The organism is Micrococcus lylae NBRC 15355 (assembly GCF_001570885.1).
Lineage (GTDB): Bacteria > Actinomycetota > Actinomycetes > Actinomycetales > Micrococcaceae > Micrococcus > Micrococcus lylae.
The window spans coordinates 1-26,583 of sequence record NZ_BCSN01000013.1 but is presented as its reverse complement, the minus strand read 5'-3'; the positions used below and the strand labels follow the sequence as shown (position 1 = coordinate 26,583).

Annotated in this window: 25 protein-coding genes; 11 read left to right on the top strand and 14 right to left on the bottom strand. The window is 72.1% G+C overall.

Annotated features, from left to right (window positions below; genetic code table 11):
* Positions 1-25 precede the first annotated feature (25 nt).
* Positions 26-622 carry a polysaccharide deacetylase family protein gene (locus MLY01S_RS12605; RefSeq protein ID WP_067189627.1) on the bottom strand — a complete coding sequence of 199 codons (597 nt, stop codon included), beginning with the start codon at positions 620-622 and terminating at the stop codon, positions 26-28.
* Between the two features lie 55 nt (positions 623-677).
* Here MLY01S_RS12605 and MLY01S_RS12600 point away from each other — a divergent pair, with 55 nt between their 5' ends.
* The gene (locus MLY01S_RS12600) at positions 678-1,376 is read left to right on the top strand and encodes a hypothetical protein (protein ID WP_169795137.1); all 699 of its coding nucleotides are present in this window, start codon (positions 678-680) and stop codon (positions 1,374-1,376) included.
* A gap of 97 nt (positions 1,377-1,473) precedes the next feature.
* On the opposite strand, the gene MLY01S_RS12365 is transcribed toward MLY01S_RS12600, so the two are convergent.
* Together MLY01S_RS12365 and MLY01S_RS04245 are read right to left on the bottom strand one after the other, a co-directional pair.
* Entirely contained in the window at positions 1,474-3,024 is a 1,551-nt protein-coding gene (locus tag MLY01S_RS12365) for a hypothetical protein (protein ID WP_067189625.1), read from the bottom strand.
* A 4-nt stretch (positions 3,025-3,028) separates the two neighbouring features.
* The gene (locus MLY01S_RS04245; protein ID WP_227718860.1) at positions 3,029-3,778 is read right to left on the bottom strand and encodes a DedA family protein; all 750 of its coding nucleotides are present in this window, start codon (positions 3,776-3,778) and stop codon (positions 3,029-3,031) included.
* 233 nt (positions 3,779-4,011) lie between these two features.
* On the opposite strand from MLY01S_RS04245, the gene MLY01S_RS04240 reads away from it, so the two are divergent.
* The gene (locus MLY01S_RS04240; protein ID WP_067189621.1) at positions 4,012-4,605 is read left to right on the top strand and encodes a hypothetical protein; all 594 of its coding nucleotides are present in this window, start codon (positions 4,012-4,014) and stop codon (positions 4,603-4,605) included.
* An 84-nt stretch (positions 4,606-4,689) separates the two neighbouring features.
* Here MLY01S_RS04240 and MLY01S_RS04235 read toward each other — a convergent pair whose 3' ends face one another.
* The 3 genes from MLY01S_RS04235 to MLY01S_RS04225 form a co-directional block, all read right to left on the bottom strand.
* Positions 4,690-5,514, bottom strand: coding sequence for an amino acid ABC transporter ATP-binding protein (locus MLY01S_RS04235; protein WP_067189620.1), 825 nt, complete (start codon positions 5,512-5,514; stop codon positions 4,690-4,692).
* A gap of 1 nt (position 5,515) precedes the next feature.
* Positions 5,516-6,277: an amino acid ABC transporter permease gene (locus tag MLY01S_RS04230; RefSeq protein WP_067189659.1), complete on the bottom strand. Its 762-nt coding sequence runs from the start codon at positions 6,275-6,277 to the stop codon at positions 5,516-5,518.
* 80 nt (positions 6,278-6,357) lie between these two features.
* A complete protein-coding gene (locus MLY01S_RS04225) occupies positions 6,358-7,179 on the bottom strand; it encodes an ABC transporter substrate-binding protein (RefSeq protein ID WP_067189618.1) in 822 nt (273 codons plus the stop codon).
* Positions 7,180-7,446: 267 nt separating this feature from the next.
* On the opposite strand from MLY01S_RS04225, the gene MLY01S_RS04220 reads away from it, so the two are divergent.
* From MLY01S_RS04220 to MLY01S_RS04210, 3 genes are all read left to right on the top strand, one after another.
* Positions 7,447-8,379, top strand: coding sequence for a hypothetical protein (locus MLY01S_RS04220; RefSeq protein ID WP_067189616.1), 933 nt, complete (start codon positions 7,447-7,449; stop codon positions 8,377-8,379).
* 62 nt (positions 8,380-8,441) lie between these two features.
* Positions 8,442-9,302 carry a hypothetical protein gene (locus MLY01S_RS04215; RefSeq protein ID WP_067189614.1) on the top strand — a complete coding sequence of 287 codons (861 nt, stop codon included), beginning with the start codon at positions 8,442-8,444 and terminating at the stop codon, positions 9,300-9,302.
* Positions 9,303-9,414: 112 nt separating this feature from the next.
* Positions 9,415-11,175, top strand: a complete 1,761-nt coding sequence (locus MLY01S_RS04210) for a CYTH and CHAD domain-containing protein (protein ID WP_067189612.1) — start codon at positions 9,415-9,417, stop codon at positions 11,173-11,175.
* A 66-nt stretch (positions 11,176-11,241) separates the two neighbouring features.
* On the opposite strand, the gene MLY01S_RS04205 is transcribed toward MLY01S_RS04210, so the two are convergent.
* Entirely contained in the window at positions 11,242-12,477 is a 1,236-nt protein-coding gene (locus MLY01S_RS04205; RefSeq protein ID WP_067189657.1) for a YihY/virulence factor BrkB family protein, read from the bottom strand.
* Between the two features lie 274 nt (positions 12,478-12,751).
* Between MLY01S_RS04205 and clpB the strand changes: the two genes are divergently transcribed.
* The gene (clpB, locus tag MLY01S_RS04200; RefSeq protein WP_067189610.1) at positions 12,752-15,346 is read left to right on the top strand and encodes an ATP-dependent chaperone ClpB; all 2,595 of its coding nucleotides are present in this window, start codon (positions 12,752-12,754) and stop codon (positions 15,344-15,346) included.
* Between the two features lie 108 nt (positions 15,347-15,454).
* On the opposite strand, the gene MLY01S_RS04195 is transcribed toward clpB, so the two are convergent.
* Positions 15,455-16,006 (bottom strand): hypothetical protein, encoded by a 552-nt coding sequence (locus MLY01S_RS04195; protein WP_135103316.1) that lies wholly within the window; start codon positions 16,004-16,006, stop codon positions 15,455-15,457.
* A gap of 212 nt (positions 16,007-16,218) precedes the next feature.
* Between MLY01S_RS04195 and MLY01S_RS04190 the strand changes: the two genes are divergently transcribed.
* The 5 genes from MLY01S_RS04190 (at position 16,219) to MLY01S_RS04170 (ending at position 21,134) form a co-directional block, all read left to right on the top strand.
* Positions 16,219-17,646 carry a sensor histidine kinase gene (locus MLY01S_RS04190; RefSeq protein WP_067189606.1) on the top strand — a complete coding sequence of 476 codons (1,428 nt, stop codon included), beginning with the start codon at positions 16,219-16,221 and terminating at the stop codon, positions 17,644-17,646.
* Entirely contained in the window at positions 17,643-18,263 is a 621-nt protein-coding gene (locus MLY01S_RS04185; protein WP_067189604.1) for a response regulator transcription factor, read from the top strand. The genes MLY01S_RS04190 and MLY01S_RS04185 overlap by 4 nt, the downstream gene beginning before the upstream one ends.
* A gap of 487 nt (positions 18,264-18,750) precedes the next feature.
* Complete coding sequence (locus tag MLY01S_RS04180; RefSeq protein ID WP_067189655.1) at positions 18,751-18,954, top strand: DUF3073 domain-containing protein; 204 nt, start codon at positions 18,751-18,753, stop codon at positions 18,952-18,954.
* Positions 18,954-19,895 carry a Sir2 family NAD-dependent protein deacetylase gene (locus MLY01S_RS04175; protein WP_067189602.1) on the top strand — a complete coding sequence of 314 codons (942 nt, stop codon included), beginning with the start codon at positions 18,954-18,956 and terminating at the stop codon, positions 19,893-19,895. Before MLY01S_RS04180 ends, MLY01S_RS04175 begins: the two co-directional genes overlap by 1 nt.
* A 231-nt stretch (positions 19,896-20,126) precedes the next feature.
* A complete protein-coding gene (locus MLY01S_RS04170) occupies positions 20,127-21,134 on the top strand; it encodes a hypothetical protein (RefSeq protein ID WP_067189600.1) in 1,008 nt (335 codons plus the stop codon).
* 253 nt (positions 21,135-21,387) lie between these two features.
* On the opposite strand, the gene purM is transcribed toward MLY01S_RS04170, so the two are convergent.
* From purM to MLY01S_RS04145, 6 genes are all read right to left on the bottom strand, one after another.
* Positions 21,388-22,545, bottom strand: a complete 1,158-nt coding sequence (purM, locus tag MLY01S_RS04165; RefSeq protein ID WP_067189598.1) for a phosphoribosylformylglycinamidine cyclo-ligase — start codon at positions 22,543-22,545, stop codon at positions 21,388-21,390.
* On the bottom strand, positions 22,542-24,152 hold the full coding sequence (purF, locus tag MLY01S_RS04160) for an amidophosphoribosyltransferase (RefSeq protein ID WP_067189596.1): 1,611 nt from the start codon (positions 24,150-24,152) through the stop codon (positions 22,542-22,544). Before purF ends, purM begins: the two co-directional genes overlap by 4 nt.
* A gap of 2 nt (positions 24,153-24,154) precedes the next feature.
* Positions 24,155-24,628, bottom strand: a complete 474-nt coding sequence (locus MLY01S_RS04155; protein WP_070640192.1) for a hypothetical protein — start codon at positions 24,626-24,628, stop codon at positions 24,155-24,157.
* Between the two features lie 83 nt (positions 24,629-24,711).
* Positions 24,712-24,840 carry a hypothetical protein gene (locus MLY01S_RS12935; protein ID WP_255218004.1) on the bottom strand — a complete coding sequence of 43 codons (129 nt, stop codon included), beginning with the start codon at positions 24,838-24,840 and terminating at the stop codon, positions 24,712-24,714.
* Positions 24,837-25,730, bottom strand: coding sequence for a hypothetical protein (locus MLY01S_RS04150; protein ID WP_102957530.1), 894 nt, complete (start codon positions 25,728-25,730; stop codon positions 24,837-24,839). The genes MLY01S_RS12935 and MLY01S_RS04150 overlap by 4 nt, the downstream gene beginning before the upstream one ends.
* Positions 25,731-25,940: 210 nt before the next feature.
* Positions 25,941-26,342 carry a sterol carrier family protein gene (locus MLY01S_RS04145; RefSeq protein WP_067189592.1) on the bottom strand — a complete coding sequence of 134 codons (402 nt, stop codon included), beginning with the start codon at positions 26,340-26,342 and terminating at the stop codon, positions 25,941-25,943.
* Between the last annotated feature and the right edge of the window lie 241 nt (positions 26,343-26,583).

Sequence of the window (26,583 nt, the reverse complement as noted above, 5' to 3'; positions counted from 1 at the left end):
CACGGTGCCGCCAACCGGAGTCCCCTCAGGGGTGCATGCCGCTGTGCACCGCGGAGCCCGGGGCGACGCCCCCGGTGATCTGGTCCACCGTGACGAAGTGGTAGCCGCGCGCCTTCAGAGTCGTGATGATCTGCGGCACGGCGTCCACGGAGGTGGAGTGCACGTCGTGCATCAGCAGGATCGCGCCCGGCCGGGCCGCGGAGGTCACGCGCTGGACGACGGTCGGGGTGTCCTTGTCCTGCCAGTCGCGGGGGTCCACGTTCCAGTTCACGGCGCCGTGGCCCAGCGAGCCCAGCACCTGCAGGACGGAGGTGTTGTAGGAGCCGTACGGCGGCCGCACCGTGGACGGGGTGACGCCCTGGGCGCGCAGCAGCGCGTCTGTGGTGGCGATCTGCCGGCGCGCCGCGTCCGCGGAGACGGCAGTCAGCTGCGGGTGGTCATAGCTGTGGTTGCCGATCTGGTGGCCGGCGGCCGCCATCTTCCGGATGACGCCGGGACGCTGCTCGATCTGACGGCCGACCGTGTAGAAGGTCGCCTTCACGTCGTGGTCGGCCAGGATGTCCAGCAGACGCGAGGTGTGGGCGCCCGGGCCGTCGTCGAAGGTCAGGGCCACGCAGGGCACGGCCGAGCAGTCCACCGGGCCCGAGGTCGGGGTCGGCGTCGGAGTGGGTGTGGGCGTGGGTGTGGGGGTGGGGGTCGGCGCGGCGGAGGTCGGCGTGGGGCGCGGGGTCGTCGGTGCGGAGGAGGTCGGCGACGGTGTCGGAGCCGGAGAGGAGGTGGTCGGCGTGGGAGTGGGGGTCGGCGCGGCGGTGGTCGTCGGCGTGGCCGTGGGGGTCGGCGCGGCGGTGGTCGAAGGCACCGGTGGGGCCGACGGGGACCACGTGGGCGTCGGAGTCGGGGCGTCAGTGGTGGACGCGGACGTGCTCGAGGGGGAACGCGTCGGCGACGCCGGGGCGGACGCGGACGTGCTCGGTGCCGCCGTGGCCGGGGCGGAGGAGGACGACGAGGCAGTGGAGGAGGGGGCCGTCGTCGCGCTTTCGGTGGAGGAGGGAGAGGAGGACGACTCCGAAGGGGAGGAGGTCCGGGAGGCCTCCCGGGCGCCGGTGGGCACCGCCGACTCCGAGGGGTCTGCCCTGCAGCCGGTCAGCACGAGGCCGGCCAGGAGGGCGGAGACGGTGAGACGGCGGAGCGGGCGGGGACGGGCGGACACGAGGACCTCTTCCAGGAGCACGCGACGACAGGCCCCTGACGGGGCACGCAGGACGGGAGGGAGCCACGCTCAGTCCTGGGTCCGGAATGGATCCATAGACAGGGGACAGGCGCGGCATCCAAGGACCACAGCGTACGTTCGCCGGAGATCCTCACCGGCCGGATGACGTGGCTCCGGCCGGATCGATGCCGGAAAGATGCCACATCGTGACCGAATGCCGACCCGCCTGGCCCGGTCATCCGACAGCGGTCACCCGGGGGGGCTCACCCGAGCCGCGGCGCAGTGGCCTCGGCGTCCGTGGCGGAGGCCTCGACGGTCCCGCTGGGCGAGGGCTCCGCGGACTGCGTCCCCTCAGTGGAGGAAGGGCTCGGGGACCTCGAGGAAGCCGGAGACGTCGATGCGCTCGCGGACGGGGTCGGAGACTCGGTCTCGGTCGGCGAGGGGCTCGGGGACTTCGGTGATTCGGTCTCGGTCGGCGAGGGGCTCGGGGACTTCGGTGATTCGGACTCGGTCCGCGAGGGGCTCGGGGACGGCGTCGGCGACTCGGTCTCGGTCCGCGACGGGCTCGGGGACTCTGGCGATTCGGATTCGGTCGGCGAGGGGTTCGGGGACGTCGATGCGCTCGCGGACGGGGTCGGCGACTCGGACTCGGTCGGCGACTCGGATTCGGTCGGCGAGGGGCTCGGGGATGGCGTCGGCGACTCGGTCTCTGTCCGCGACGGGCTCGGGGACTCCGGCGATGCGGACTCGGTCGGCGAGGGGCCGGTCGTCGGGGACGTCGAGCGCGACGGCGTCGCGGACGACTCCGACGCACTCGGCTCCGCCGACTCCGAGCCGGTGGGACGGGAGGACGAGGACGGGGCGCCGCTCGAGGTCGGCGCCTGGGACGTCTGCGGAGCGGAGGTGGGGGCCTGGGACGTCTGCGGAGCGGAGGTGGGGGCCTGGGAGGTCCGCGGTGCCGCGGTCTGCGGCGGCTGCAGCACCAACGGCTGCGGGTTGCGCGCCGCCTGCTGTCCACGACGGCCGGCATCCGAGAGCCAGGGGCCGAGCATGTCCGCGGAGACCCGGGCGGTGAGCACGCCGGCGCCCTCCGGGGCCAGGGAGCCCTGGTCCACCTCGAGCAGCAGGCTGCCGTCCTCCAGGAACACGATGCCGTCCCAGACCCGTCGGTTCTCCGCGGCGTCCGGCTCGCGGACGGCGGCGTCGAGGCGGTCTTCGTTCACGTCCGGGTCCTCCTGCAGGCGGGAGGCGATCTCGCGGCGCAGGGCGCTCCAGCCGCTCTCGCTGAACAGGTCCTCGGGGTCGAGGACCCTGCCCTGCTGTGCGTCGTACCAGAGCACGCGCGATGCGGCGACGGCGGTGTCCTCGCGCTTCTGGGTGGAGACGATGCGGGCCGCGGCGACCGTCGGACCCACCACGGCGAGCAGCGGCTGCACGTCCAGGTGCACATCCTGGTCCGTCGCGTCACGGGAGAAGGCGTCCACGCGGGCCAGTACGGCCTCCTCCATGGCCTTCGTCCAGGTGTCCGCGTGCGGGACGGCGAACCAGGCGCCGTCGTAGTCCGGGTCGGTGCCCTTGATCGCGCGCAGGGTCGCTCCCGGCAGCATGTCCAGGTCGTGCGTCGGCACGTCCATGGTGAACGGGGCCAGGTCCATCGGGGGCAGCGTCGTCGCCTCGGTGGCGGAGGACGACGGCGACGGGGAGGAATCATCGGCCGCGTCGTCCTTCGGACCACAGGCCGTCAGTGCGAACACCGCGACGGCGACGACGGAGAGGAGAGCGCGGGAGCGACGTCGGGAAGCGGGGGAGGGCATGGGTTCACTTTCGCGGGTCGTGGGAGGTGAGCAGGGCGTCGATCTTGGCGGCCGCCTCGTCCGCGGTGCGGGGGCGGAAGTCGGGGTCTCGGCGGCGTCGGCGGTTCCGCAGCACGCGCAGGACCACCCAGACGGCCAGGACCGTGATGACGAGGACCACGACCACGTTGGAGAACAGGTCAGCATAGTCCGACACGAGATGGAAGTTCGCGCCCAGCAGGTAGCCGCCGTAGACGAGGACGGTGTTCCACACGGCCGAGCCGATCGTGGAGTAGAGGACGAACAGGCCCAGGTGCATGCGCTCGATGCCTGCCGGGATGGAGATGAGGGACCGGAACACCGGGATCAGGCGGCCCAGCAGCACGCTCCACGTGCCGTAGCGAGCGAACCAGCGCTCGGTGGCCTCGACGTCGTCGATGTCCACCAGGGGGAGCCGGTCCGCGATCCGGTACATGCGGCGACGGCCGAGGGCTGCACCGACCCCGTACAGGGCGAGTGCGCCGACCACGGAGCCGACCGTGGCCCACGCGGTGGCAGCGAGAGGGGAGAAGGCGCCGTTCGCGGCGGTGAAGCCGGCCAGCGGCAGGATCAGCTCGGAGGGGATCGGCGGGAAGAGGTTCTCGGCGAAGACGGCGAGGGCGACGCCGACGGGGCCGACGGCCTCCATGATCGCGACGACCGCATTGCCGAGCCAGCCGTAGTCAGCGGACTCGGCGGCCGCGAGCGTGGAGAGGGCGCCAGGGGTGAGGTGCATGCCTGACATTCTTGCGCACGCGCGCACGCGAGGAGAGAGGGCATGACGTGAGGGATTGCTCACCTCGGCCCGGGCGGGGTCGGGGCCACGCCGGTCAGGGGACGACTTCCGGGGTGCCCAGGACGCATCGGGGCGCGGACTTCGGTAGTGTGGCCTGCTGTAGACCCTGACGACTACAGACGTCCTCTCGCGCACCAGAGTGTGCCGCGGGAATGACTGGAAGGAAGCGATCCATGAGCATCGTCCAGATTCCCCTGCGCCTCACCTCCGGCGCGTTCATCCTCAACTCGGGCCTCAACAAGCGGAAGCTGTCCGACGAGCAGGCCGCCGGCCTCCAGCAGATGGCCGTCAAGGGCGTGCCGCAGCTGTCGAAGCTGACCCCGGCCCAGTTCAAGAACTTCCTCGTCGCCTCTGAGGTCGGCACCGGCGCGGCCCTGCTGCTCCCGGTGGTCCCGGGATGGCTCGCCGGCGCCGCTCTGACCGCCTTCTCCGGCGGCCTGATGTCCATGTACCTGAACACCCCGGAGATGACCCAGGCCGACGGCGTGCGCCCGTCCCAGGAGGGCACCGCGGTGGCCAAGGACCTGTTCCTCGTCGGCGCGGGCGTGGGCATCATGGCCGACTCCGTGGCCAACCGCCCGGGCAAGCGCCGCAAGGCCGCCAAGAAGCGCGCCGCCCGCATCGACGCTGCCCGTGACGCCAAGGTGGAGGCCATCGCCGCCGCCAAGGCCGACAAGGTGGACGCCATCCACGCCGCCCGCGACGAGCAGACCGCTGCCCTGCGCGAGGCCCGCGAGGAGCTGAAGAAGCTGCGCAAGGCCGCCTGAGCCTGACGCCACTGCCCGACGGGGCCCGCACCGGATCATCCGGTGCGGGCCCCGTTGCGTCAGCCGTCATGCCGTCCCGGCCGGTCAGATGTCCACCTCGGTGGGGTTGAGGACGCGGCGCAGGAAGTCCTGTGTACGCGGCTGCTGCGGGTCGGTGATGACGTCCGCGGCACGGCCTTCCTCCACCACGATGCCGCCGTCCATGAAGACCACGCGGTCCGCCACCTCGCGGGCGAAGCCCATTTCATGGGTCACCACGAGCATGGTCATGCCGTCCCTGGCCAGCTGGCGCATGATGGCGAGCACTTCGCCGACCGTCTCCGGGTCGAGGGCGGAGGTGGGCTCATCGAAGAGCATGAGCTGCGGGGCCATGGACAGGGCGCGGGCGATCGCCACACGCTGCTGCTGTCCGCCGGAGAGCTGGTCCGGATAGCGGTCCGCGAGCTCGCCGAGGCCCACACGCCGCAGCTGACGCCGGGCCACCTTCTGTGCTTCGGCCTTCCCCCGTTTGAGGACCTTGATCTGGGCGACCGTGCAGTTCTCCATCACGGTCAGATGAGGGAACAGGTTGAACTGCTGGAACACCATGCCGACGTGGCGGCGCATGGTGTCGATGTCCACGTCCGGGTCGGTCACGGTGAACTCGCCGACCTCCACCGTGCCGCTGTTCGGGGTCTCCAGCAGGTTCACGCAGCGCAGCAGCGTGGACTTGCCCGAGCCGGAAGGGCCGATGAGGCAGACGACCTCGCCGGGGGCGACGTCCAGGTCGATGCCCTTGAGCACGTGGTTCGATCCGTAGGACTTGTTCAGGTCCTTGATGGTCACGCGGGCGGCCTGGACCTGACGCAGGGAGCCGGTGGTGGGCGGGTGCGGGTCCGTGCCCGGGGTGTGTGCGGTGTTCTCGGACATCTCAGACCTTCTTCCGGGCGGACGTGGACTCGAAGCGGCGGGCCAGCAGGGACAGCGGCACGGTGATCACCAGGTACAGCACACCGGCGACCACGATCGGGGTCATGCCTGCGCCGAGCGAGGAGATGCCGTCGCGGCCGAACTTCGTGAGGTCGTACTGGAAGACCGCGAGGCCGAGCACGTAGACCAGAGACGAGTCCTTGGTCAGCAGGATGACCTCGTTGGTCAGTGGCGGCAGCACGATGCGGAACGCCTGTGGGATCACGATGGTCACCATGGCGCGCCAGGCAGGCATGCCGAGGGAGCGGGCGGCTTCCGTCTGGCCCTTCGGCACCGCCTGCAGGCCCGCACGGAGGGTCTCGGCGATGTAGGCCGACGCCACCAGGCCCAGGGCGAGGCAGACGACCAGCGGGATGGGCCAGCTCACGCCGAAGGCGAAGGGCACGCCATAGCCGAGGGCCAGGAACACGAGCAGCGCCGGGACGCCGCGGAAGAACTCCACGTAGGCGGTGGCGATCCAGCGGTACGGGGGGAAGGCGCTCATGCGCATCAGCGCGAGGACCATGCCGCCGAGAAGACCCAGGACGAACGACGTGACCGTGTAGAAGAGCGTGTTGCCGAGGCCGACGAGGATGATGTCCGGGAACATCGCGCCCACGGCGCCGAAGTTGAAGACGTTCTCCCCGAGGGCCGTCCAGTCGACCAGGACGGCAAGGAGCACGATCGCCAGGACGAACACGCCGGCCTGGACCGCCAGCGAGATGGTCTTGCGACGGCGGGCCGCGCCCGGCTTCGGCGTCGGCTCCTGGGCGCGTTGGGGCGTGGGGGTCTGCTCTGCGGTGCTCACCTGTAGGCCTCCTGCACGTGTCCGAACCACTTGTCCTGCAGCTCAGCGACCTTGCCCTCGGTGCGCAGCTCCTGCAGTGCGCGGTCCACGGCGGAGAGCAGCTGGGCCTTCTCGGCGCCGACCGCCATCCCGAGCTGTTCGCCGGTGGGCAACTCCTCGACGATCTCGAAGCGGTCGTCGTCCTTCAGCTCGTACAGGAGCACGGTCTGGTTCCCGAGGGTGGCGTCCACGTTGCCGGCCTTCAGGGCCTGCACCTGCATGCCGCCGTCCTCGTACTGCACGACGTTCAGCCCCTGCTCCGTGGCGTACTCGGCGCCGGTGGTGGCGGTCTGCACGCCGACGCGTGCGTCCTCCAGGCCCTCGACGGACGTGAAGCCCCTGTCCTTGCGGGCGATGAGCACGAGGTCGTCGTCGAGGTAGGGGCTGGTGAAGGCCATGACGCGCTGACGGGCCTCGGTGATGGAGATCGAGGAGGCGTTGAGGTCGCAGCCGGTGAGCGAGGCGCCGGACTCGATCGCCTCGAAGGACGAGTCGATGACGTCGACGTCCAGCTCGAGTTTCTCGGCGACGGCGTGCACGAGCTCGATGTCGTAGCCGGTGATCTTGCCGTCCTGTTCGAACTCGAACGGCGGGTAGGGGATGTCCGAGCACACGGTGAGGGTGCCGGGCTCCACCAGCTGGTAGGAGGAGGACAGGTGCTCATCGGAGCCGACCGCCTTGGAGGAGGACGTGCCTCCGATGACGGCGCAGCCCGAGAGAGCGAGCGCGCCGGTGCACAGGGAGGCGGCGGCGACGACACGGTGGTGCGTGCGTGACATGGGACTGCCTTCATTGCGACGGGACCGGAGTCCGTCGGGTCGTGGTGTGCCGGGCGCCGCGGGCTCCCCGCAGGGAGGGCGACGCCCCTTGATCGCCACATCATAGATGTTGCGCATGTCACATGTCGCGTAGGGGGACGTAGAGGTCGCGGGCAGGCTCGGCCGGCGCAGGTCTCGCCCTCGAGGCAGAGCCCCGATGCCCTGGACTCGCGCCCTTGAGCCGAGGATAGTGGGCCAGGACACGGGAAGACGTCCTGGAGAGGAACCATGAAGACCTCAGTGCACCTGGCCGGCCTCCTGGCGGCCGCCGCCGTGACCCTGGCCGCCTGCTCCTCAGGGATGCCCGACCCGGACGAGAAGGCCGGCGGAGGCACGGGGGACCCCGAGGGGACGACGACGTCCGAGTCTGCAGCGGAGTCGCCCGAGACGTCGACGTCGGCCGGGTCGGGCGGGGAAACCTCCGCGGATCGTTCGCCGGAAGGGACGGACGCTTCGGCGACCTCGCCGTCGGACGAGGAGGACGAGCCGAGTCCTTCGGGCGGTCACGACGGGCCCTCACTGGAAGCCGGTCCCGGCCTCGACGGGACGCCCTCCTCCCCGTCGTCCTCGTCGACGCTGAGCGCCGCGGGGCGCGAACAGCAGTCCCGCCTGGAGGAGATGGCCCCGAGCGTCCTGCTGGCCGAGGACCTTCCCGGGGACGTGCTCGTGGGCGAGCAGCGCCGGGCCTCCGTGGACTCGCAGTTCGAGTTGAACATGACCGTGCGCGGCGTGGAGGCCCAGGGTGAGTGCCGGCGGCTGATCACCCGGATCGACACGTTCTCCCGGCCGGGCTCTGCGGTCGGGTTCTCCCAGTACGAGGTGAACCCGGACGCCGAAGGGGCGATCGGGGAGCCGGAGGCGTTCGCCGCGGCCGTGATCACCCCGGACGAGGAGGACGTCATGGGCATGTTCGGGCAGCTGCCGGAGGTCTGCGGCGAGCTGACCGGGCCGAACGCCACGGCGGTGTTCGAGCCGATCGAGGGCCTGCCCGGGGCCAGCCGGCTGGTCATGGAGTCCGGTGGTGAGCGCATCGAGCTGCTCATGGGCGGGGCCTCGGACGGGGACGAGCACGTCTACACCGGATATGTGAACATCGAGACGGAGCTCGCCGAGCAGATGCTGCGCGAGCAGGTCGCCGCCTTCGAGGAGCGGAAGCGGTGACGACGCCCCGCAGGCCGCCGTCCCGTCTGGCCTCGCATCCGTATCGCTGAGGAGGACCTGCCATGATCACCGCCGGACCGCGCACCGCAGCTGGCCGCAGCGCTGGACCTGCCACGGCAGGTCTCCGCGCCCGGTCCTCCCTGACGGCCCTGGCGGTCGCCGTGCTGCTCGGGGTGACGGCCTGCGGCGCCGAGGACGCCACCGAGGGGGCGGGCCCCTCGCCGGTGCAGAAGGAGGCCAGCGCAGACGCCAGCACTGCGGAGGAGCAGCAGACGCCTCAGGCCCCGGACGACATCGTGGCCACGGTGCCGGGCAACTACCGCGGCACGGACTCCACCACGCTGGCACCTGGCGAGGCCGAGCGCGTGCTGCCGGGCATGCGTGCCGCCGTGGTGCCCGCCGCCGACCTGCCGGGCGGGCTGGTGACCGCCGAGCGCATCCAGGAGATGCCGGACGTGCCCTTCAGCCAGCCGCTGCCGCTGGAGGGTGTGGAGCCGACCGGCGAGTGCCGGGACCTCGTCCGACGCATCGACGAGGCCACCGTGCCGCACACGGTCCTGCTGCACACCGGCTACGAGGTGGACCCGGGAGCGGCCGGGGTGCTCGGGCCCGAGGCCTCCGTGGCGTCGTTCCTCGTCTACACGCCCTCCACCACGGATCTGGTGGGAACGTACGGAGCCCTGCCCCAGACCTGCGGCACCCTCACCGGCTCCGATGGCACTGAGGTGGAGTTCTCCGCCGTGGACGGCGTACCCGGCGCCGTGCTCGTCCGGTCCTCCGGGCCCCGCGGCGAATCGGTCGTCACCCTGGGCGGTGCCTCGGCCGGCCACCGGCACCTGTCCGCGACGTTCGTGCAGGTGGAGCCCGAGGCCGCCGCGCAGATGCTGCGAGCCCAGGTGGAGGCGTTCCGCGCGGCCGAGTGAGCCGAGCGGGGTGCCGTGGGTTCGCTCCTGCGCACTGTCCGGCCGCCGTGGGGCGGAACTAGGCTGGATCCACGACCACCGACCCCGTTGAGGAAGGCGGAGACGAGCCGGTATGACGAAGAAGAAGACCTCCACGACGTCGGACGCGAAGAAGCCCCGGAAGCACGTGAAGAAGCCCGAGGGCGAGGCCGTCGAGAAGAAGCCCGAGGGCGAGGTCGTCGAGGATGTGGGCACCCGGCCGGCCGACCCGGCCGCGACCGGCCCGGTGGACGAGGCCGCGACCTCGTTCCACGACGGCGACGTGATCGCCGCCGGTCAGGACGGCGGTGAGGACGCCGCCGTGGCGCTCGAGGCCGAGGTGACCTTCGTGCTCGATGCGGATGCGCAGCTGCCGGACCTGTCCGCCGTGTTCGACCAGGGCGAGGTCCGCGAGCAGGCCCTGCGCGCCGTCTACCTGGACACCGCCGACCTGCTGCTGCTGCGCAACCAGGTCACCCTGCGCCGCCGCGAGGGCGGCACGGACGACGGCTGGCACCTGAAACTGCCGGCTGACGCCGACCGTCTCGAGGTCCGCACCGGCCTCGGTTCCGGCGCTGGCCGCTGGGCCGTCCCGGAGACGCACCTGCAGGCGCTCGCCGAACATCTCGGTGCCGACTGGGAGTCCGTGCCGGAGGCCGAGCGGGGTCTCATGCCGGTGGCCGTGCTGTCCACGCAGCGCACTGAGGTGGACCTGCTGGACGCCTCGGGCGCCGTCGTCGCGACCCTCTGCGACGACCGCGTGGAGGCGTCCCCGTCCGGCCGTGCCTGGCGGGAGCTCGAGGTGGAGCTGATGCCGGGCGCCGCCCCGGAGCTGCTGGACCTGACCGTCATGCACCTGGCCGCGCAGGGCGTGGAGCCGGCGGGCTCGCCGTCCAAGCTCGGCCGTGCCCTGGAGAAGTCGCTCAAGCGACAGGCCAAGGGCAAGGGCCCGAAGAAGAAGGACCCGGCAGGCACCCTGGTGATGGCCTATGTGGCCGAGCAGGCCGCCGTGATCCGCGCCCGCGAGGCCGGCGTGGCCGCCGACGCCCCGGAGGCCGTGCACAAGTCCCGTGTGGCCATCCGCCGCCTGCGCAGCACCCTGCGCACCTTCGGTGCCCTCTTCGACGGCGAGCAGGCCGAGGCCCTGCGCAAGGAGCTCGGCTGGTACGCCCGCCGCCTGGGCGATCCGCGCGACGCGGAGGTGGTCTCGGCCCGCATCCTGGCCGACTTGGACACCGTCCCCCGCGCCGACTACGACGGCCCGGTGAAGACCCGGGCCGCCGAGGAGCTCGGCCGCCGCCACGCTCAGGCGCACGCCCAGCTGGTGAAGGCGCAGGCCTCGCCGCGCTACGCCCGCCTGATGGACACCCTCACCGAGTTCGTGGCCGCCCCGCCGCTGGTCGGCGAGCACGGACGCAAGGGCAAGAAGGTCCTGCCGCAGATGGTGGCCGACGCCGTCGCGCTGACGGCCGAGACCGCGCAGCAGGCGCGGGACGCGGAGACCGCGCAGGAGCGCCTGACGCTGCTCCATGAGACCCGCAAGCGGGCCAAGGCGGTCCGCTACGCGTTCGAGGCGACGGCTCCGGCGTTCGGTGAGACCGCAGCCGCCCGTGCCGCCGACTGGGAGCAGGTCACCGAGGCCCTGGGGGCGGTCCAGGACCTCGAGGTCGTGCTGCCCGCCCTCCGTCACGTCCGTGACGCCGCCGTCGCGGCGGGGGAGTCCTCGTACACCTACGGCTGGCTGGCCGGTCGCCTCGGGCAGGTCCAGGCCGAGGCCGAGGCACAGGCCCTGCCCGCCCTCGAGGCCGCCCTGCGTCACGCCGAGGTCAAGCCGAAGGACCTCCTGGACGACTGATCCCCGGTGCCGTCTCAGAACGAGGGCCCCGACACCACGACGGTGTCGGGGCCCTCGTGCACCGGGTCAGGGCCGGCGTGGGCCGCCGGCCGAGTCGGAGGACGGGGTGCCGGCCGGGTCGGAGGACGGGGTCTCCGGATCCGGGACGTCGTCCGGATCGAGCTGAGCGTGGAAGGGGCGGCCGGTGGACAGGTCGGCGGCCGTCCTGCCGGCCCGCGGCTCCACGGCGAAGAGGGAACCGGACTCGGTGAGCAGCCGGGTGCGGGGCACCACGGCGGGCTCCCCGGTGCGGGCGGACTTGGAGACGATCCGGCCGACGCGCTGCTGACGCTGCTCCATCTGCTCGAGGTCCTTCAGGACCGCGGTGTGGCGGCTGGCCAGCTGGATCTCGTCCGCCGCATCCAACCCCACGGCGAGTTGGCGGGCGCGCAGCATCTCCGCGTCGAAGGCGGCGCCGGCGAGCAGGACGATCACCGTGACCCAGGCGAGCATGAGGATGCCGATGGCAGAGGTGATCCATCCGACCAGCTGCGTCTGGGACAGGTTGGCCGTCACCCAGCCGAGCAGCGCCGTGGCTCCGAACAGCAGCAGCACGGAGGCCACGGCACCGTGCGAGAAGGCCCGGTAGCGCGGCTGCCGCACGTTGGGGCCGAGCTGGTAGGCCGCGGACACCACGACCATGATGATCGCCAGGATCACCGGCCACTTGGCCAGGTTCCACAGGTCCACGGCCTCCTGCGTCAGGCCGACCTTGCGCCCGATCCGTGCGGACAGGTCGCCGCCCAGCACCACCAGCAGGAGCACGACGACGGTCCCGGCCGTGAGCGCGAGGGTCTCCACGAAGACGGCCAGGCGGAAGGCGGGGAACCTGCGTCCCTCGCGGGTGTCGTGGATACGGTGCATCGCCCGGTGGAACGCGCCCACCGCACCCGAGGCGGAGAACAGGGCGCCGAGCGTGCCGAGCACGACGGCGGTGGTGCCCGTGGCCTGGCCCCCGAGGGCGAGGATCGTGGACTCCACGGCGCCGACGGACAGGGCGGGCCAGATCTCGGTGATGAGCCCGGCGGCGGTGGCGATGGTCTCGTCCTGCAGGCCGAGCAGGGACACGGTGGACACCAGGGCCACCATGGTGGGGAGCAGGGCGAGCGCCGCGAAGAACGTCATCGCGGCGGCCACGTCCCACACCTGGATCTCCAGCAGCTTGTAGCCGGTCCGGCGCAGCACGTACAGCAGGCTCACCCGCGGCCGCTGGTAGGTGCGGCGCGGGCGCACACGACGGCTGCGGCGCTGGGATCCGGTCACGGTCTCCACGGTAGTGCCACCACGGCCCTGCGGTGGCAGGCTGGTCGCATGCAGGCGCCGATGAGCGCCGCCTGCCACGGTGCCCTCGCCGCCTGAGGCCGCCCCGGCCGGACCTCGCTCGGGACCGCCGAGCCCCCACGAGCACGGCGCCAGGGACGCCGAGAGGCGGAGGCGAGCGGCCGTCGTCGTCAAGCCCTGGACCCGGAATAGAACCGCACCCCGCAGAGTTGAGCTGAACAGACTCAAGTTTCCCGGTCGGCAGAGGAGGCCACCCATGAACCAGACCCCGCAGTTCACCACCAAGAGCCAGGAGGCGCTCTCGGCCGCGGCCATGAACGCGTCCACCGCGAACAACCCGACCATCGAGCCGGCCCACCTGCTCAAGGCCCTGATGGACCAGCGCGACTCCGTGGCGGTCGGCGTGCTGAAGGCTGCCGGCGTGGACCCGGACGTGGTGTCCTCCGCCGCGTCCTCGGCCATCTACGCGCTGCCCAAGGTGTCCGGTGCGGCCGTCGCCGAGGCGAAGCTGTCCCCGGCCGCCGGCAACGTCGTGCGTGCCGCCCAGCAGCAGGCCTCCGGCTTCGGGGACACCTACGTCTCCACCGAGCACCTGCTCCTCGGCCTGGCTGCGGACACCGGCGAGGCCGGCGCCGCGCTGCGCAACGCCGGCGCCACCGTGGAGGCCCTGCGCGCCGCCTTCACCCAGGTGCGCGGGGACTCGAAGGTGACCACCCCGGACCCGGAGGCCACCTTCCAGTCCCTGGAGAAGTTCGGCACCGATCTGACCGCCGTGGCGCGCTCCGGCAAGCTGGACCCGGTCATCGGCCGCGATGCGGAGATCCGCCGCGTGGTCCAGGTGCTGTCCCGCCGCACCAAGAACAACCCGGTGCTCATCGGCGAGCCGGGCGTCGGCAAGACCGCCGTGGTGGAGGGCCTGGCCCAGCGCATGGTGGCCGGGGACGTCCCGGAGTCCCTGCGCGGCAAGACCCTGATCAGCCTGGATTTGGGGGCGATGATCGCCGGCGCGAAGTACCGCGGGGAGTTCGAGGAGCGCCTGAAGGCCGTGCTCGAGGAGATCAAGGCGGCCGACGGGCAGATCGTCACGTTCATCGACGAGATCCACACCGTGGTCGGCGCCGGCGCCTCCGAGGGCGCCATGGACGCAGGCAACATGCTCAAGCCCATGCTGGCCCGCGGCGAGCTGCGCCTGATCGGTGCGACCACCCTGGACGAGTACCGCGAGAACATCGAGAAGGACCCGGCCCTGGAGCGCCGCTTCCAGCAGGTCTACGTGGGCGAGCCCTCCGTGGACGACACCATTGCGATCCTCCGCGGCCTGAAGGAGCGCTACGAGGCGCACCACAAGGTGGAGATCGCGGACTCGGCGCTGGTGGCGGCCGCCGCGCTGTCCGACCGGTACATCACCGGCCGTCAGCTGCCGGACAAGGCCATCGACCTCGTGGACGAGGCCGCCTCGCGGCTGCGCATGGAGATCGACTCCGCCCCGGAGGAGATCGACGTGCTGCGCCGCCAGGTGGACCGCATCACCATGGAGGAGCTGGCCCTCGAGGGCGAGACGGACCCCGCCTCGGTGGAGCGCCTGGCCGGCCTGCGGGCCGAGAAGGCGGACAAGGAGGAGGAGCTCCGCGCCCTCACCGCGCGGTGGGAGCAGGAGAAGGCCTCGCTGAACGAGGCCGGTGACCTGCGCGTGAAGCTCGACGAGCTGCGCTCGCAGGCCGAGAAGGCCCAGCGCGAGGGCGACCTCGCCGAGGCCTCCCGCCTGCTCTACGGCGAGATCCCGGCCCTGGAGAAGGAGCTGGCCGCCGCGGACGAGGCAGAGAAGGCCGTGGACGAGGAGCACCTGATGGTCTCCGAGAACGTCACCGCGGACGACATCGCCGAGGTCATCTCCGCCTGGACCGGCATCCCCGCCGGGCGCATGATGGCCTCCGAGTCCGAGAAGCTGCTCACCATGGAGGACCACCTCGGCGAGCGGCTGATCGGACAGTCTGCGGCGGTCACCGCCGTCTCGGACGCGGTGCGCCGCGCCCGTGCCGGGGTGTCCGACCCGAACCGGCCCACCGGCTCCTTCCTGTTCCTCGGCCCCACGGGCGTGGGCAAGACCGAGCTGGCGAAGTCCTTGGCGGACTTCCTGTTCGACGACGACCGCGCCATGGTCCGCATCGACATGTCCGAGTACGCGGAGAAGCACTCCGTCTCCCGTCTGGTCGGCGCCCCTCCGGGCTATGTCGGCTACGACGAGGGCGGCCAGCTGACCGAGGCCGTGCGACGCCGTCCGTACTCGGTGGTGCTGCTGGACGAGGTGGAGAAGGCCCACCCGGAGGTCTTCGACATCCTGCTGCAGGTGCTCGACGACGGCCGCCTCACCGACGGCCAGGGACGCACCGTGGACTTCCGCAACGTCATCCTCATCCTCACCTCGAACCTGGGCAGCCAGTTCCTGGTGGACCCGACCCTGGACGAGGCCGCCAAGCACGAGTCCGTGATGTCCGTGGTGCGGGCGGCGTTCAAGCCCGAGTTCCTGAACCGCCTGGACGAGGTGGTCCAGTTCGAGGCCCTGACGCTGGACGAGCTGACGAGAATCGTGGACCTGCAGGTGGCGGAGATGCAGTCCCGGCTGGCCGAGCGCCGCCTCACCCTCGAGGTGTCCGATGCCGCCAAGGCGTGGCTCGCCGAGACCGGGTTCGACCCGGCCTACGGCGCCCGCCCGCTGCGCCGCCTGGTGCATCGTGAGATCGGCGACCGCCTGGCCCGCGGCATCCTCGCCGGTGAGATCGCGGACGGAGACACCGTGTCCGTGGACCGTGTGGACGGCGAGGACGGCCTGACGGTGGCCCGGAAGGGCTGACGCCGGGCCGGTGCTGTGCGCCGAACCAGAGACTTCGGCCCCTTCAGGGTGGTCTGAAGGGGCCGATTCTTCTGGTTCGTCGATGGTCCGGCTCGGTGATGGCCCGGGTCAGCCCACCACGCCCATGCGTGCCAGGATCCCGTGGGTGAGCAGGCCGCCGACCGCGGTGTAGAGCACGATCGCCACGGTCTGCCAGACCATCACGTAGTCGCGGCTGGCGCCGAAGGACACCATGGCCGGAGCCGCGACGTGACCGGGGACGAACACCCACGGGCCGATCAGGGACAGCCCCGGCACGCCCCAGCGCTCGAAACGCTCACGCAGCAGGGCGCGGCTGGCCGACTCGGGGGCCCGGTCGCGGCCGGCCGACTCCGGCGTCCAGCCGCCGTCGGCCGTGGCGGGGGCCCGGTCGCCGCGTCGGGCGGCACGGCGGCCCATCAGCGCGCCGCGGGCTCCGTGGGCCGCATAGACGAGCAGCGCCACCACCAAGAAGTTCCCGACGATGCCCACCGGGACGGCGAGCCACGGGCTGATTCCGGCGAGCACGCCGATGATCGCCGCGCCCTCGCCCTCCACGAACGGGATGAAGGAGACGAGGAAGACCCCCACACCCTGCAGCGCCTCCGGCAGTCCCATCACGAACTCGCGTGCGGTGCCCATCAGATCCATCGTGACCACGTTCCTCTCCAGTGCTTTCGTTCGGGAAACCGTCGAGTTCCCCGGCGTCTTCGTTCGGGATCCGGTCGGGTTCCCGAGCTCTTACTCCAGCCTTCCGGCCCCCGTCGGAACCCAGAAGTGCCGTGCGGTCACCTCCTGCCGGGCACTTCCGCACGGCGGGTCATGACAGTTGTCACGCCCGTAGGGTGAGGTCCATGAGGATCGAGGGGAACCACGACGACGGCCGCTCGGCCCCGCCTGCCGCCGCACCGGGGCGCCGCCCCACCGGCGCCGTGCCCACGGCGTCCGCCGCGGGCCCCGGGGCCTCGGGCTTCGGCCCCCTCACGGGGGACCTCGCCGGTGCGTGGTGGTACACCTGGACGGGCCTGCTGTTCGGAGTCCTGGTGATCGCGGGCTATTCCGCGTTCGGACCGCTGACCCGCCTGCAGGGGCACATGGATGCCGGGCGCACAGGGCAGGCGGTCGTGCTGGCGGTCCTGTTGCTGCTCCACGTCCTCGGGGTGGTCGGCCAGCTGCATGTGGCCCGGCTCTTCCAGGCCCCGCCGCCCGGGGACGCGGAGGGGCCGGTGGTCGGTCAGCGGGATCTTGCCTGGCTGTTCGGCCCCACCGTCCCGCTCGCGCTCGCCGGCGCGGTCCTGCCCGCGCTCGGGCTCACGGAATTGGGCACGTGGTGGGCGCTGCCTCTGTGGCTGTCCTGCCTGCTGCTGTCCCTGCTGGTGCACCCGCGCCGGCGTCGCCCTGTCGCCGCCGCCGGACTGACGGTGTCCCTCATCCTCGGCGCTGCGGCGGTCCTCCAGGACCCCGCGGGACCGATCGACACGGCCGGCGGCTTCCTGCTCTGGGCTGTGTTCACCGGCGTGATGATCGTTCCCGCGGTCTGGTTCTGGCGCGTCATGCAGCGCCTCGAGCATGCCCGCCTGCAGGCAGCGGACCTCGCCGTCACCCGGGAGCGGCTGCGCTTCGCCTCCGACCTCCACGACGTGCAGGGCCACCACCTGCAGGTCATCGCCCTCAAGGCCGAGCTCGCCGAGCGGCTGCTGGCCAAGGGGCGCACGGAGGACGCGGGCGCCCAGCTGCACGAGGTCCGCGAACAGGCCCGTGAAGCCCTGGCCGAGACCCGTGCCCTCGTCCGTGACCTGCGCGAGGTCTCCGCCGAACGCGAGCTCGCCAACGCCCGGGACGTGCTCACCGCCGCCGGCACCCACGCCGACGTCCACGTGGACCCGTCCCTCGGGCCGCTCGGTCCGGCCGCCGGGCGCCTGGTCGGCCTGGCCGCCCGTGAAGCCACCACGAACATCCTGCGTCACGCCCACGCCGAGCACGCCCGCCTCGAGCTCACGGCCGTCCCCACGGACGCCTTCCGCCTCCGCCTGGTCGTGACCAACGACGGCGCTCCTGCCGTCGGGGCCGCCGACCCCGTCGATCCGGCGACGTCGCCCCGGCCGGGTGAGCGGCCGTCGTCGTCCGCCGCGGCCGACGGACGCCGCGGGTGGGGCACCGGGCTGGCGGGCCTGGCCGAGCGTGCCGAGGCCGCCGGCGGCACCCTGTCCGCCGTCCACGAGGGTGAGATGTTCACCCTCACACTCACCGTTCCCCGCTCTGCCGAAGAGGAGACCGCATGACCGGCCCGACCGCTCCGATCCGTGTGCTCGTCGCCGACGACGAGGTGCTCATCCGCGGTGCCGTCGAGGCGCTGCTGGCCCTGGAGGAGGACGTGGAGGTGCTCCCGGGCGTCTCCGACGGCACCGCGGCCGTGGCCGCTGCGCAGGAGCACCGTCCAGACGTCTGCCTGCTGGACCTGGAGATGCCCGGCCTGGACGGTGTGGAGGCGGCCCAGCAGATCCTGCGGTCTGTCCCCACGAAGGTCGTGATCTTCACCCGGCACGCCCGCCCCGGTGTTCTGCGCCGAGCGCTGGCGGAGAAGGTCTCCGGGTTCGTGCCGAAGTCCACGCCCGCCGAGGAGCTCGCGGACGTGCTGCGGCAGGTGGCCTCCGGAAGGCGCTACGTGGATCCGGAGATCGCAGCGTCGGCCCTGACCGGTGAGCAGTCGCCCCTGACCGAGCGGGAGCTGGACGTGCTGCGCGTCGGCCGGACCGCCCACCGGGTGGAGGAGATCGCACAGGCGTTGCACCTGGCTCCCGGGACGGTGCGCAACCACCTCTCCAACGCCATGGCCAAGCTCGGCGTCCGCACCCGCCAGGAGGCCTCGCAGCGCGCCTGGGAGGAGGGCTGGATCTGAAGTGCGGCAGCCGACGCTGCGCCGAGCCAGAGATTTCGGCCCCTTCAGGGTGATCTGAAAGGGCCGAAATCTCTGGCTCGGCGCCACTGGACCACGACGACGGCCCCGCATCTTCCGAGGGAAGATGCGGGTCCGCTCGCCGTCCGGGTCGGGAGGGCCCGCCGGACGGGTGCCTCACGCTCGGTGCGCGGAGCCGGGGCGTGAGGGCGGGAGGCGGCGCCCGGGCGCGGAGCCGGGGCGTGGAAGGCGGGGCGCGGAGCCGGGCGCGGAGAGTGGAAGGCGGCGGGAGGCGGCGGACGGTCGGACGATGTTCGACATCCCGTCGTGGCGGGCGGTCCGGCCCGTCCGCCCGTGGCTGACAGGCCGCAGGCCAGGGCTGTTCCTGGTACCCTGGTCCGCACGAACCATTTTGACCAGTGAGAACCTCGGCGGGCCCCTGTTGTGCCATCAGTCCCGAGGGCAGAGAGATGCGAAGGGGGTCACGCTCATGGGGCGCGGCCGTCAGAAGGCAAAGGCCACGAAGCAGGCGCGAGAGATGAAGTACTTCTCGCCTGGGACAGACCTCTCCGCACTGGAGCGAGAGCTTACCGGCAAGCGTCATCACGCTGACACGGATGAGATGGAGTACGAGGATCCGTACGCGGACCTGTACGACGACGAGGATGACGAGGACGGCGACGACGCTCGCTGATGTCCTCCGCGCATCCCGGACTCGACGGGCACCGGGCCGCACTGCGCTCGATCGCCCGCGTGGTCGATGAGACCGCACCGCTGCAAGACCCTGGGGAAGCCTCCCGGGGTCTTCTGGCGTTGCTGCGGGAGCGCCGGCCGCTGATCATCACCGGTGCCGGCGTCTCCACGGACTCCGGCATCCCGGACTACCGCGGTCCTGCAGGCTCCCTGCGCCGGCATCGGCCGATGACCTTCCAGGAGTTCTCCGGCGATCCTGTGGCCCGTCACCGCTACTGGGCGCGTTCCTATGTGGGGTGGCGCGAGATGGACGGCGCGAAGCCGAACCCGGCGCATCGGATCCTGGGGGAGTGGACTGCCCGCGGGCTCACCGCCGGGATCGTCACCCAGAACGTGGATGGGCTCCATGCCGCCGCCGGGGCCGAGGTCGGCCTGCCGCCGGAGCGGCTGATCACGCTGCACGGAGACCTGGCGCGCGTGGTGTGCCTGCGCTGCGGCGCCCTGGAGGACCGCCGCGCCATGGATGCACGGCTCGAGGCCGCCAACCCCGGCTACCTCGAGGCCGTGGCCATCGACCCTGACGCCGTGAACCCGGACGGCGACGTCACCCTGGACGACCACTGGGTGGAGCGGTTCCGCATGGTCGGCTGCCTGTCCTGCGGCTCGGACAAGTTGAAGCCGGACGTCGTCTACTTCGGCGAGAACATCCCGCGTGAGCGCCGCGAAGCGGCAGAGGCGCTGCTCGAGGACGCCGGCTCCGTGTTGGCGGTCGGCTCCTCTCTGGCGGTGATGAGCGGCTTCAAGTTCGTGCTGATGGCCGAGCGCCGCGGTCTGCCCGTGGGGCTGGTGAACCTCGGCCCCACCCGCGCCGACCCCAAGGCGCAGTGGCGCTGGCGCGCTCCCGTGGCCGAGGCGCTGACGTGGCTGGACGAACGCCTCTGACCCCCTGACGCTTTCGTTCGGGAAACCGTCGGGTCCCGGGACGCTTTCGTTCGGGAAACGGTCGAGTCAGGCCGGCTCTCGATCCCGTCTCTTCTCGCGCTCAGCGTCCTCGGTCCGCCCTCTCCGTCCGAGGTCTCCGACCGCTGCCGTCCTCTCCTTCACAGCCTGTCCCTTCCCCCACATTCACGAGGATCCGCCCCGTGAACACCGCGGACACCCCAGGCTCGATGCATGGACTCGCTGCTCCGCCCCGGACCGAACCCCGCTCCGCTGCCGCCGCTGCTGCAGGGGCGCATTCTGACTCCCCAGGACCTGCGCGACCACGGCCTCTCCGACCAGCGCCTGCGCCGATCAGACCTGCGCAGCGTCACCCACGGCGCCCACCGGAGCCGTCATGATCCCGTCACCGCATGGTCCGCCCTGGGCTACCCAGAGCCGCCGGTGCCCTACCCGCCGGAGGAGGCGGCCGTCGTCGTGAAGCGGGCGCGGGCGGTGGCCTCGCACCTGAGCGCACTCCGACTCCACGGGCTGCCGGTGCCGCCGTGGTTGCGGGACGACGGGCGGCTCCACGTGTCCCGACCCCATCGGAAGGGTGCGGCGGTGCGGCGCGGGGTCGTCTCCCACGCACGCACGGTGCCGCCCGAGGACGTCGTGCTGGTCCACGGCGTCCCCGTGACGTCCCTGGAGCGGACGTGGGCGGACTTGGCGTCGCTGTTGCCGACCGGGATGGTCGATCCTCTGGTGGTGGCAGGGGACGCGGCGGTGAGGCGGCCGTGGTCGCCCGGGGGGAGGACGGAGCCGCGGACCACGGTGGCGCGGCTGCGGGACGCCCTTCGTCGGGCGGGACGGTTCAAGGGTGTGCGGGCGGCGCGTGAGGCACTGGAGCTGATCCGCGTCGGTGCGGATTCGCCGCCGGAGACGCAGATGCGGCTGGCGATCGTCCACGCAGGTCTGCCGGAGCCGGAGTTGCAGCTGGTCCTGGATCCGCGCCTGCCTGTCAGCCCGGACGCGGACATGGGATACCGGCGCTGGCGGCTGGTGCTGCACTACGACGGCGGCCACCATGATGACCCCGCCCAGCGGCAGCGGGACCAGTGGCGCAATGAGGGGTGGGCCCGTGCGGGCTGGGCTCAGATCTGGGCGGGTCTCGACGACGGCCGGGACGACTACCAGCGGGTCGTCGCCGAGATCAGGGCGCATCGGGACGGCTTGCGCGGGCGTGAGTTCGCCGTGGAGTGAGGCTCCTCCAGGGGGCGGACGGCGGCCTGTCGGCGGCCTGGGGCCGCCCCACGTGCCCGGGCCCCACGTGCCCGGGTCCATGCGCCCGGGCCCCACGTGCCCGGGCCCGCGGCCGGGCCCAGCTCCGGCCGCAGACACGACGAGTCCCGGGACCCGACCGTTTCCCGAACGAAAGCGTCCCGGGACTCGACGGTTTCCCGAACGAAAGTGCCCCGGGACTCGACGGTTTCCCGAACGAAAGTGATCCGGGGACTCAGTCGGCGTAGTCGCCGGTCAGCAGCACCGCCCCGCCGTCCACGCCCTTGGCGCCCTGGACGAAGTCCTCGCCGGCGCCGGCGGCGGCGTCGGTGACCTCGCCGACGCTGCCCATGGCCCAGGCGTCCATGCCGGCACCGGAGAGCTGGGTGATCGCCGTCTCCGCGGCCTCCGGGGCCACCACGGCCACCATGCCGACGCCGAGGTTCAGGGTGCGCTCCAGGTCGGCCTGCGGCACGCGGCCCAGGTCCCCGACCAGCCGGAAGATCGCGGGCAGGGACCAGGTGTCGCGGTCCACGGTGGCCATCAGGCCCTGCGGCAGCACACGGGCCAGGTTCGCGGCCAGGCCGCCGCCGGTCACGTGGGAGAAGCCGCGGACCGGCAGGTCCTCGCCGCCGGCCTTCCCGTTCAGGGACTCCACCAGCTCCAGGCAGGCGCCGGTGTAGATGCGGGTGGGCTCGAGCAGCTCCTCGCCGAGGGTGCGGCCGAGCTCGTCCACGTGGCGGTCCAGGTTCCAGCCGGCGGCGTTCACCACGCGGCGGACCAGGGAGTAGCCGTTGGAGTGGATGCCGGAGGAGGACATGCCGATCACCACGTCCCCGGGCCGCACGCGTTCGGCGCCGAGGACCATGTCCGCCTCGACCACCCCCGTCGCCGCCCCGGCCACGTCGTACTCGTCCACGCCCAGCAGGCCCGGGTGCTCGGCGGTCTCTCCGCCGATCAGGGCGGTGCCGGCCATGCGGCAGCCCTCGGCCACACCGCGCACGATGTCCGCGATGCGCTCCGGGACCACCTTGCCGCAGGCGATGTAGTCGGTCATGAACAGGGGCTTGGCGCCGACCACCACGATGTCGTCCACGACCATGCCGACCAGGTCCTGGCCGATGGTGTCGTGCTTGTCCAGGGTCTGCGCGATCGCCACCTTGGTGCCCACGCCGTCCGTGGAGGTGGTCAGCAGCGGCTTGCGGTACTGCAGCAGCGCGGAAGCGTCCCACATGCCGGCGAACCCGCCGATGCCGCCGAGGACCTCGGGGGTGTGGGTGGCCTTCACGGCGTCCTTCATCAGCTCCACGGCGCGGTCCCCGGCCTCCACGTCCACGCCGGCGGTGGCGTAGGTGATGGGGGCGTCGGTGTGCGGGGTGTTCTGCTCGGTCACAGCGCGGTCCTGTCCGTCTCGGTGGTCATGGCTTCCATCTCGGCGTCCGGCCCGGGCTCGCACCCGGTCTTCCCGACGACGGCACTCGCGTCGGTCGGCTCGCTCGCCGGGGTCGTGCTCCCGCCCTCCAACAGGGACTTGCCGCGCTCGGACTCGTCCGGAAGCTCGATGGGGTACTGCCCGGTGAAGCACGCGGTGCAGAGTCGCTCACGCTGCTGCCCGGTGGCGGCGATCATGCCGTCCTCGCTGATGTAGGCCAGCGAGTCCGCACCGATGGAGGCGGCGATCTCCTCCTCCACGGCACCGTTGGCGATGAGCTCGGCGCGGGTGGCGAAGTCGATGCCGTAGAAGCACGGCCACTTCACGGGCGGGGAGGAGATCTTCACATGCACCTCGGCGGCGCCGGCCTCCTTGAGCATGCGGACGATGGCGCGCTGGGTGTTGCCGCGGACGATCGAGTCGTCCACCACGACCACGCGCTTGCCGGCCACCACGTGCTGCTGCACGTTGAGCTTCAGGCGCAGGCCCAGCTGGCGGAGGGTGTCCGAGGGCTGGATGAAGGTGCGGCCCACGTAGGCGTTCTTCACGAAGCCCTGGCCGAAGGGGATGCCGGAGCCTTCGGCGTAGCCGACGGCCGCGGGCGTGCCGGACTCGGGGACGGGGATGACGATGTCCGCCTCCACCGGCTGCTCCTTGGCGAGCTGGCGGCCCATCTCCACACGGGACTCGTAGACGGACCGGCCGTTGATGGCGGCGTCCGGGCGGGCGAGGTAGACGTATTCGAACACGCAGCCGGCCGGCCGGGCCTCGGCGAAGCGGCGGGAGCGGACGCCGTCCTCGTCGATGGCGATGAACTCGCCGGGCTCGACCTCGCGGATGAAGGAGGCGCCCACGGTCGCCAGTGCGGACTGCTCGGAGGCGACCACCCAGCCGCGCTGCAGACGGCCGAGCACGAGCGGGCGCACCCCCTGCGGATCGCGGGCGGCGTAGAGGGTGTGCTCGTCCATGAACACGAAGCAGAAGGCGCCGCGGATGGTGGGCAGCAGGTCCAGGGCGGTGTCCTCGACGCTGCGGCCCTCCTCGCCGTGCAGCAGGGAGGTCACCAGGGCGGTGTCCGTGGTGTTGCCCTGCTTCAGCTCGCCGGAGCGCAGGCGTTCGGGCATCTGCTGCACGCGGCGGTAGAGCTCGGCGGAGTTCACGAGGTTGCCGTTGTGGGCCAGGGCCACCGTGGCGCCATCCGCGGTGGAGCCGAGGGTGGGCTGCGCGTTGGCCCACTTGTTGGCGCCGGTGGTGGAGTAGCGGCAGTGACCCACGGCCATGTGGCCGGTCAGGGAGTTCAGGGTGGACTCGTCGAACACCTGGGAGACCAGGCCGATGTCCTTGTAGACGGCCAGGCGCTGGCCGTTGGAGACCGCGATGCCCGCGGACTCCTGGCCCCGGTGCTGCAACGCGTACAGGCCGTAGTAGGCCAGCTTGGCCACCTCTTCGCCCGGAGCCCACACGCCGAAGACGCCGCAGTGGTCCTGGGGGCCTTGGTCCTGGGGGTCGAGGGCGGCGGTCAGCAGGCCGTCTCCGCGGCGGGGACGGGGGATGGGCAGGGAGGTCATGCTCACTGCACGGTGTCCTTTCGGGTGTCCGGGGCCGCGGCCTGCAGGCCGTCCTCGGGGGCGGTGGACTCGGTGTCGGCGGTGGCGGAGGAGATGCCCCACCGCTCGTTGTACTCCTGGACCTCTCCGCGGTGCAGGCGCACGTCGGCGGCAGCGGGGTCGTCGGTGGACTCGAGCACGTACGTGGCGGTCGTCTTGCGGGAACGGCGGTCCATCAGGAGCCAGACGAGGGATGCGAGCAGTGCTCCGACCAGACCGAACACGATCACGCCGATGCCCATGGTGGAGCCGAACTCCAGCGGCACCCCGGTGAACGGGTCGGTCGGCGGGGTGTCCCCGCTGTGCACGACGGCAGCCACCACGCCGCCGACGATCGCACCCACCAGCACACCGAGGGCCAGGAAGACGCCCAGGCGCGGGGCGCGCCGCATGGCATAGGTCGACCGGGCGGGGGTGTGGCCGTCAGTGGAGGTCATGCAGGCAAGTCTAACGAGGATCGGGCGGCCGCCAGGCCGACGTGAGCGGCCGCCGTCGGGACCGGGAGGAGGGGCGGTGGGGCTCAGCTGCGCAGGGCGTCGGCCGGGCGCTGACGGCTGGCCACCCACGCCGGGTACAGGGCGCTGACGATGCCCGCGGCCACCCCCCAGCGCCAGCGTCCGCGGGCGTGGCCCGCGGACGCTGCGTTCACTGATGCTCTGCGAGGTAGGCCCGGGCAGCGTCGAGGCGTTCCGCGGTGATGCGTTTCTCCTCTGCGAGGGCGGCCTCATTGCCCTTGATCAGCGCAGCCTGGTAGCCGGCCTCGATGTCGCCGAGACGTTGGGTGAGGTTGGTCTGTTCATTGCATTCGGCCTCGATGACGGCGATGCGGATCTCCTCGCGCTTGGCGGTGTCGGTGCGTCCCTTGGGGGACTCCGGCGCAGGAAGGGCCAGGGCCTCCCGGCTGGTCCAACCGTCGTCCTCGCCGACCGGGGTGAGGCCCGCGTCGGTGAGGCAACGCGACCAGTCGTCTCGGGCCGTTGCCCACTCCGGGGACTCCTTCGCCTTGACAGAAGCCTGGAGCATGAGCGGAACCGCCGAGCTGCTGCCCATTGTCGTCATCGGAGAGGAGACGGCCTCCATCTGGTCCATGACCTCGGGGACGCACTCGTCGTAGGCGGCGTTGAATGCCGGATCGTCTTCATCGCTCCAGCCTCCGGGCGGGGTCGGCATCTCCACGGCGGGGGACGGCGTGCCGGGCAGACCGAAGCCGTGGGTGCGGGCCCGCTCCGGAAGCCACAGCCCGTAGCGCCTGTCCTCCAGTTCTGTGCGGTCGTCTCTGGAAGGTGGCTTCACGCCGTTGTGGCCCTTGGGCTCGAGGCAGGACCGCAGGATCGCCAGACGGGCACGTGTCATGGTGGTTTCCGTGGACTCGCTGCTCAGGTACTCGTCGAGCGGCAGGATGATCTGGCCGCTGTCCCGGTCGAGTCGTGCTGTCGCGGTCGGGTCGGGTTGACCGGTGCCCACGCCGCACCCCGACAGAGTGACCGCCAGGACGACAGCCGTGGACCCGGCGGCGACGGCGGAACTCACTCGCTTCATGGGTGCGCTTTCTGCGGAGGCGTCCTACGAGGACGCGCCAGCGGGGGTGCTGGTGCTCGCAGGCCCCCCCAGCCTGACGGGTACGTGAGACCCATAGGTGAATGATCAGGTGTCGCCGCGGAGGCGGTCAACGGCCTGCGGGTCACGATTGCGTCTCGGCTGGACGGGGTCGAGTGTTCGCTGGAGCGGAGGGCAGACGCAGGCTCCGGCTCACGGCCGTACCAGCGGCAGGTGGGCCGAGACGTCCGCCCGCACGCCGGAGACGGACACCTTCCCGGCGGCCCGCGCCTGCTCCCAGTCCGTCAGCCCGGTGGCCAGGGCGAGCCAGGTGGAGGCGTCCGTCTCCAGCACATTCGGTGGGGTGCCGCGGGTGTGCCGGGGGCCGGGGACGCACTGGCAGACCCCGAAGGGCGGCACGCGCACCTCCACCGAGTTGCCCGGCACGCGGGTGGCCAACTCCTCGAGGGAGAAGCGCACGGCCATGGCACGGGTGGAGCGCGGCAGGGCTGCGGCCGCCTCCGGATCCTCGGCGGCGGTGCGCGCCCAGGTGAGCAGGGCGGCATGCCCCTCGGGGACGGGGATGCGGCGGCGGGGGACCGAGCCGGTGCTCATGGCGGGCTCCTGACGAGTCGGACGGGCAGGGGAAGGCGAGAGGCCGTCGTCGGGACGGGATTGCCGACGCCGGCCGCCCGCCTCAGTCGAGCAGGTCCAGGACCGGCGTGGCCAGCTGCACAGCGCCCACGGGCTCGCCCCGGCCGAGGACCGGCGGGGCCACCCGGCGCAGCACGTCCGGCAGGCGCTCGGCGTCCAAGTGCTCCGGGGCGAACTGGGCCAGCAGTGCCAGCGCCACGAG

What these genes read in the sequence shown, in the direction of transcription:
- purF (WP_067189596.1), bottom strand. Translation starts at nt 24,152, where the DNA reads ATGACCTCCCTGCCCATCCCCCGTCCCCGCCGCGGAGACGGCCTGCTG.
- MLY01S_RS12365 (WP_067189625.1), bottom strand. Translation starts at nt 3,024, where the DNA reads ATGCCCTCCCCCGCTTCCCGACGTCGCTCCCGCGCTCTCCTCTCCGTC.
- MLY01S_RS04235 (WP_067189620.1), bottom strand. Translation starts at nt 5,514, where the DNA reads ATGTCCGAGAACACCGCACACACCCCGGGCACGGACCCGCACCCGCCC.
- MLY01S_RS04155 (WP_070640192.1), bottom strand. Translation starts at nt 24,628, where the DNA reads ATGACCTCCACTGACGGCCACACCCCCGCCCGGTCGACCTATGCCATG.
- MLY01S_RS04210 (WP_067189612.1), top strand. Translation starts at nt 9,415, where the DNA reads ATGACGAAGAAGAAGACCTCCACGACGTCGGACGCGAAGAAGCCCCGG.
- MLY01S_RS04220 (WP_067189616.1), top strand. Translation starts at nt 7,447, where the DNA reads ATGAAGACCTCAGTGCACCTGGCCGGCCTCCTGGCGGCCGCCGCCGTG.
- MLY01S_RS04175 (WP_067189602.1), top strand. Translation starts at nt 18,954, where the DNA reads ATGTCCTCCGCGCATCCCGGACTCGACGGGCACCGGGCCGCACTGCGC.
- MLY01S_RS04225 (WP_067189618.1), bottom strand. Translation starts at nt 7,179, where the DNA reads ATGTCACGCACGCACCACCGTGTCGTCGCCGCCGCCTCCCTGTGCACC.
- MLY01S_RS04190 (WP_067189606.1), top strand. Translation starts at nt 16,219, where the DNA reads ATGAGGATCGAGGGGAACCACGACGACGGCCGCTCGGCCCCGCCTGCC.
- MLY01S_RS04195 (WP_135103316.1), bottom strand. Translation starts at nt 16,006, where the DNA reads ATGGGCACCGCACGCGAGTTCGTGATGGGACTGCCGGAGGCGCTGCAG.
- MLY01S_RS04240 (WP_067189621.1), top strand. Translation starts at nt 4,012, where the DNA reads ATGAGCATCGTCCAGATTCCCCTGCGCCTCACCTCCGGCGCGTTCATC.
- MLY01S_RS04245 (WP_227718860.1), bottom strand. Translation starts at nt 3,778, where the DNA reads ATGCACCTCACCCCTGGCGCCCTCTCCACGCTCGCGGCCGCCGAGTCC.
- MLY01S_RS04150 (WP_102957530.1), bottom strand. Translation starts at nt 25,730, where the DNA reads ATGAAGCGAGTGAGTTCCGCCGTCGCCGCCGGGTCCACGGCTGTCGTC.
- clpB (WP_067189610.1), top strand. Translation starts at nt 12,752, where the DNA reads ATGAACCAGACCCCGCAGTTCACCACCAAGAGCCAGGAGGCGCTCTCG.
- MLY01S_RS04145 (WP_067189592.1), bottom strand. Translation starts at nt 26,342, where the DNA reads ATGAGCACCGGCTCGGTCCCCCGCCGCCGCATCCCCGTCCCCGAGGGG.
- MLY01S_RS04170 (WP_067189600.1), top strand. Translation starts at nt 20,127, where the DNA reads ATGGACTCGCTGCTCCGCCCCGGACCGAACCCCGCTCCGCTGCCGCCG.
- MLY01S_RS04185 (WP_067189604.1), top strand. Translation starts at nt 17,643, where the DNA reads ATGACCGGCCCGACCGCTCCGATCCGTGTGCTCGTCGCCGACGACGAG.
- MLY01S_RS04215 (WP_067189614.1), top strand. Translation starts at nt 8,442, where the DNA reads ATGATCACCGCCGGACCGCGCACCGCAGCTGGCCGCAGCGCTGGACCT.
- MLY01S_RS04180 (WP_067189655.1), top strand. Translation starts at nt 18,751, where the DNA reads ATGGGGCGCGGCCGTCAGAAGGCAAAGGCCACGAAGCAGGCGCGAGAG.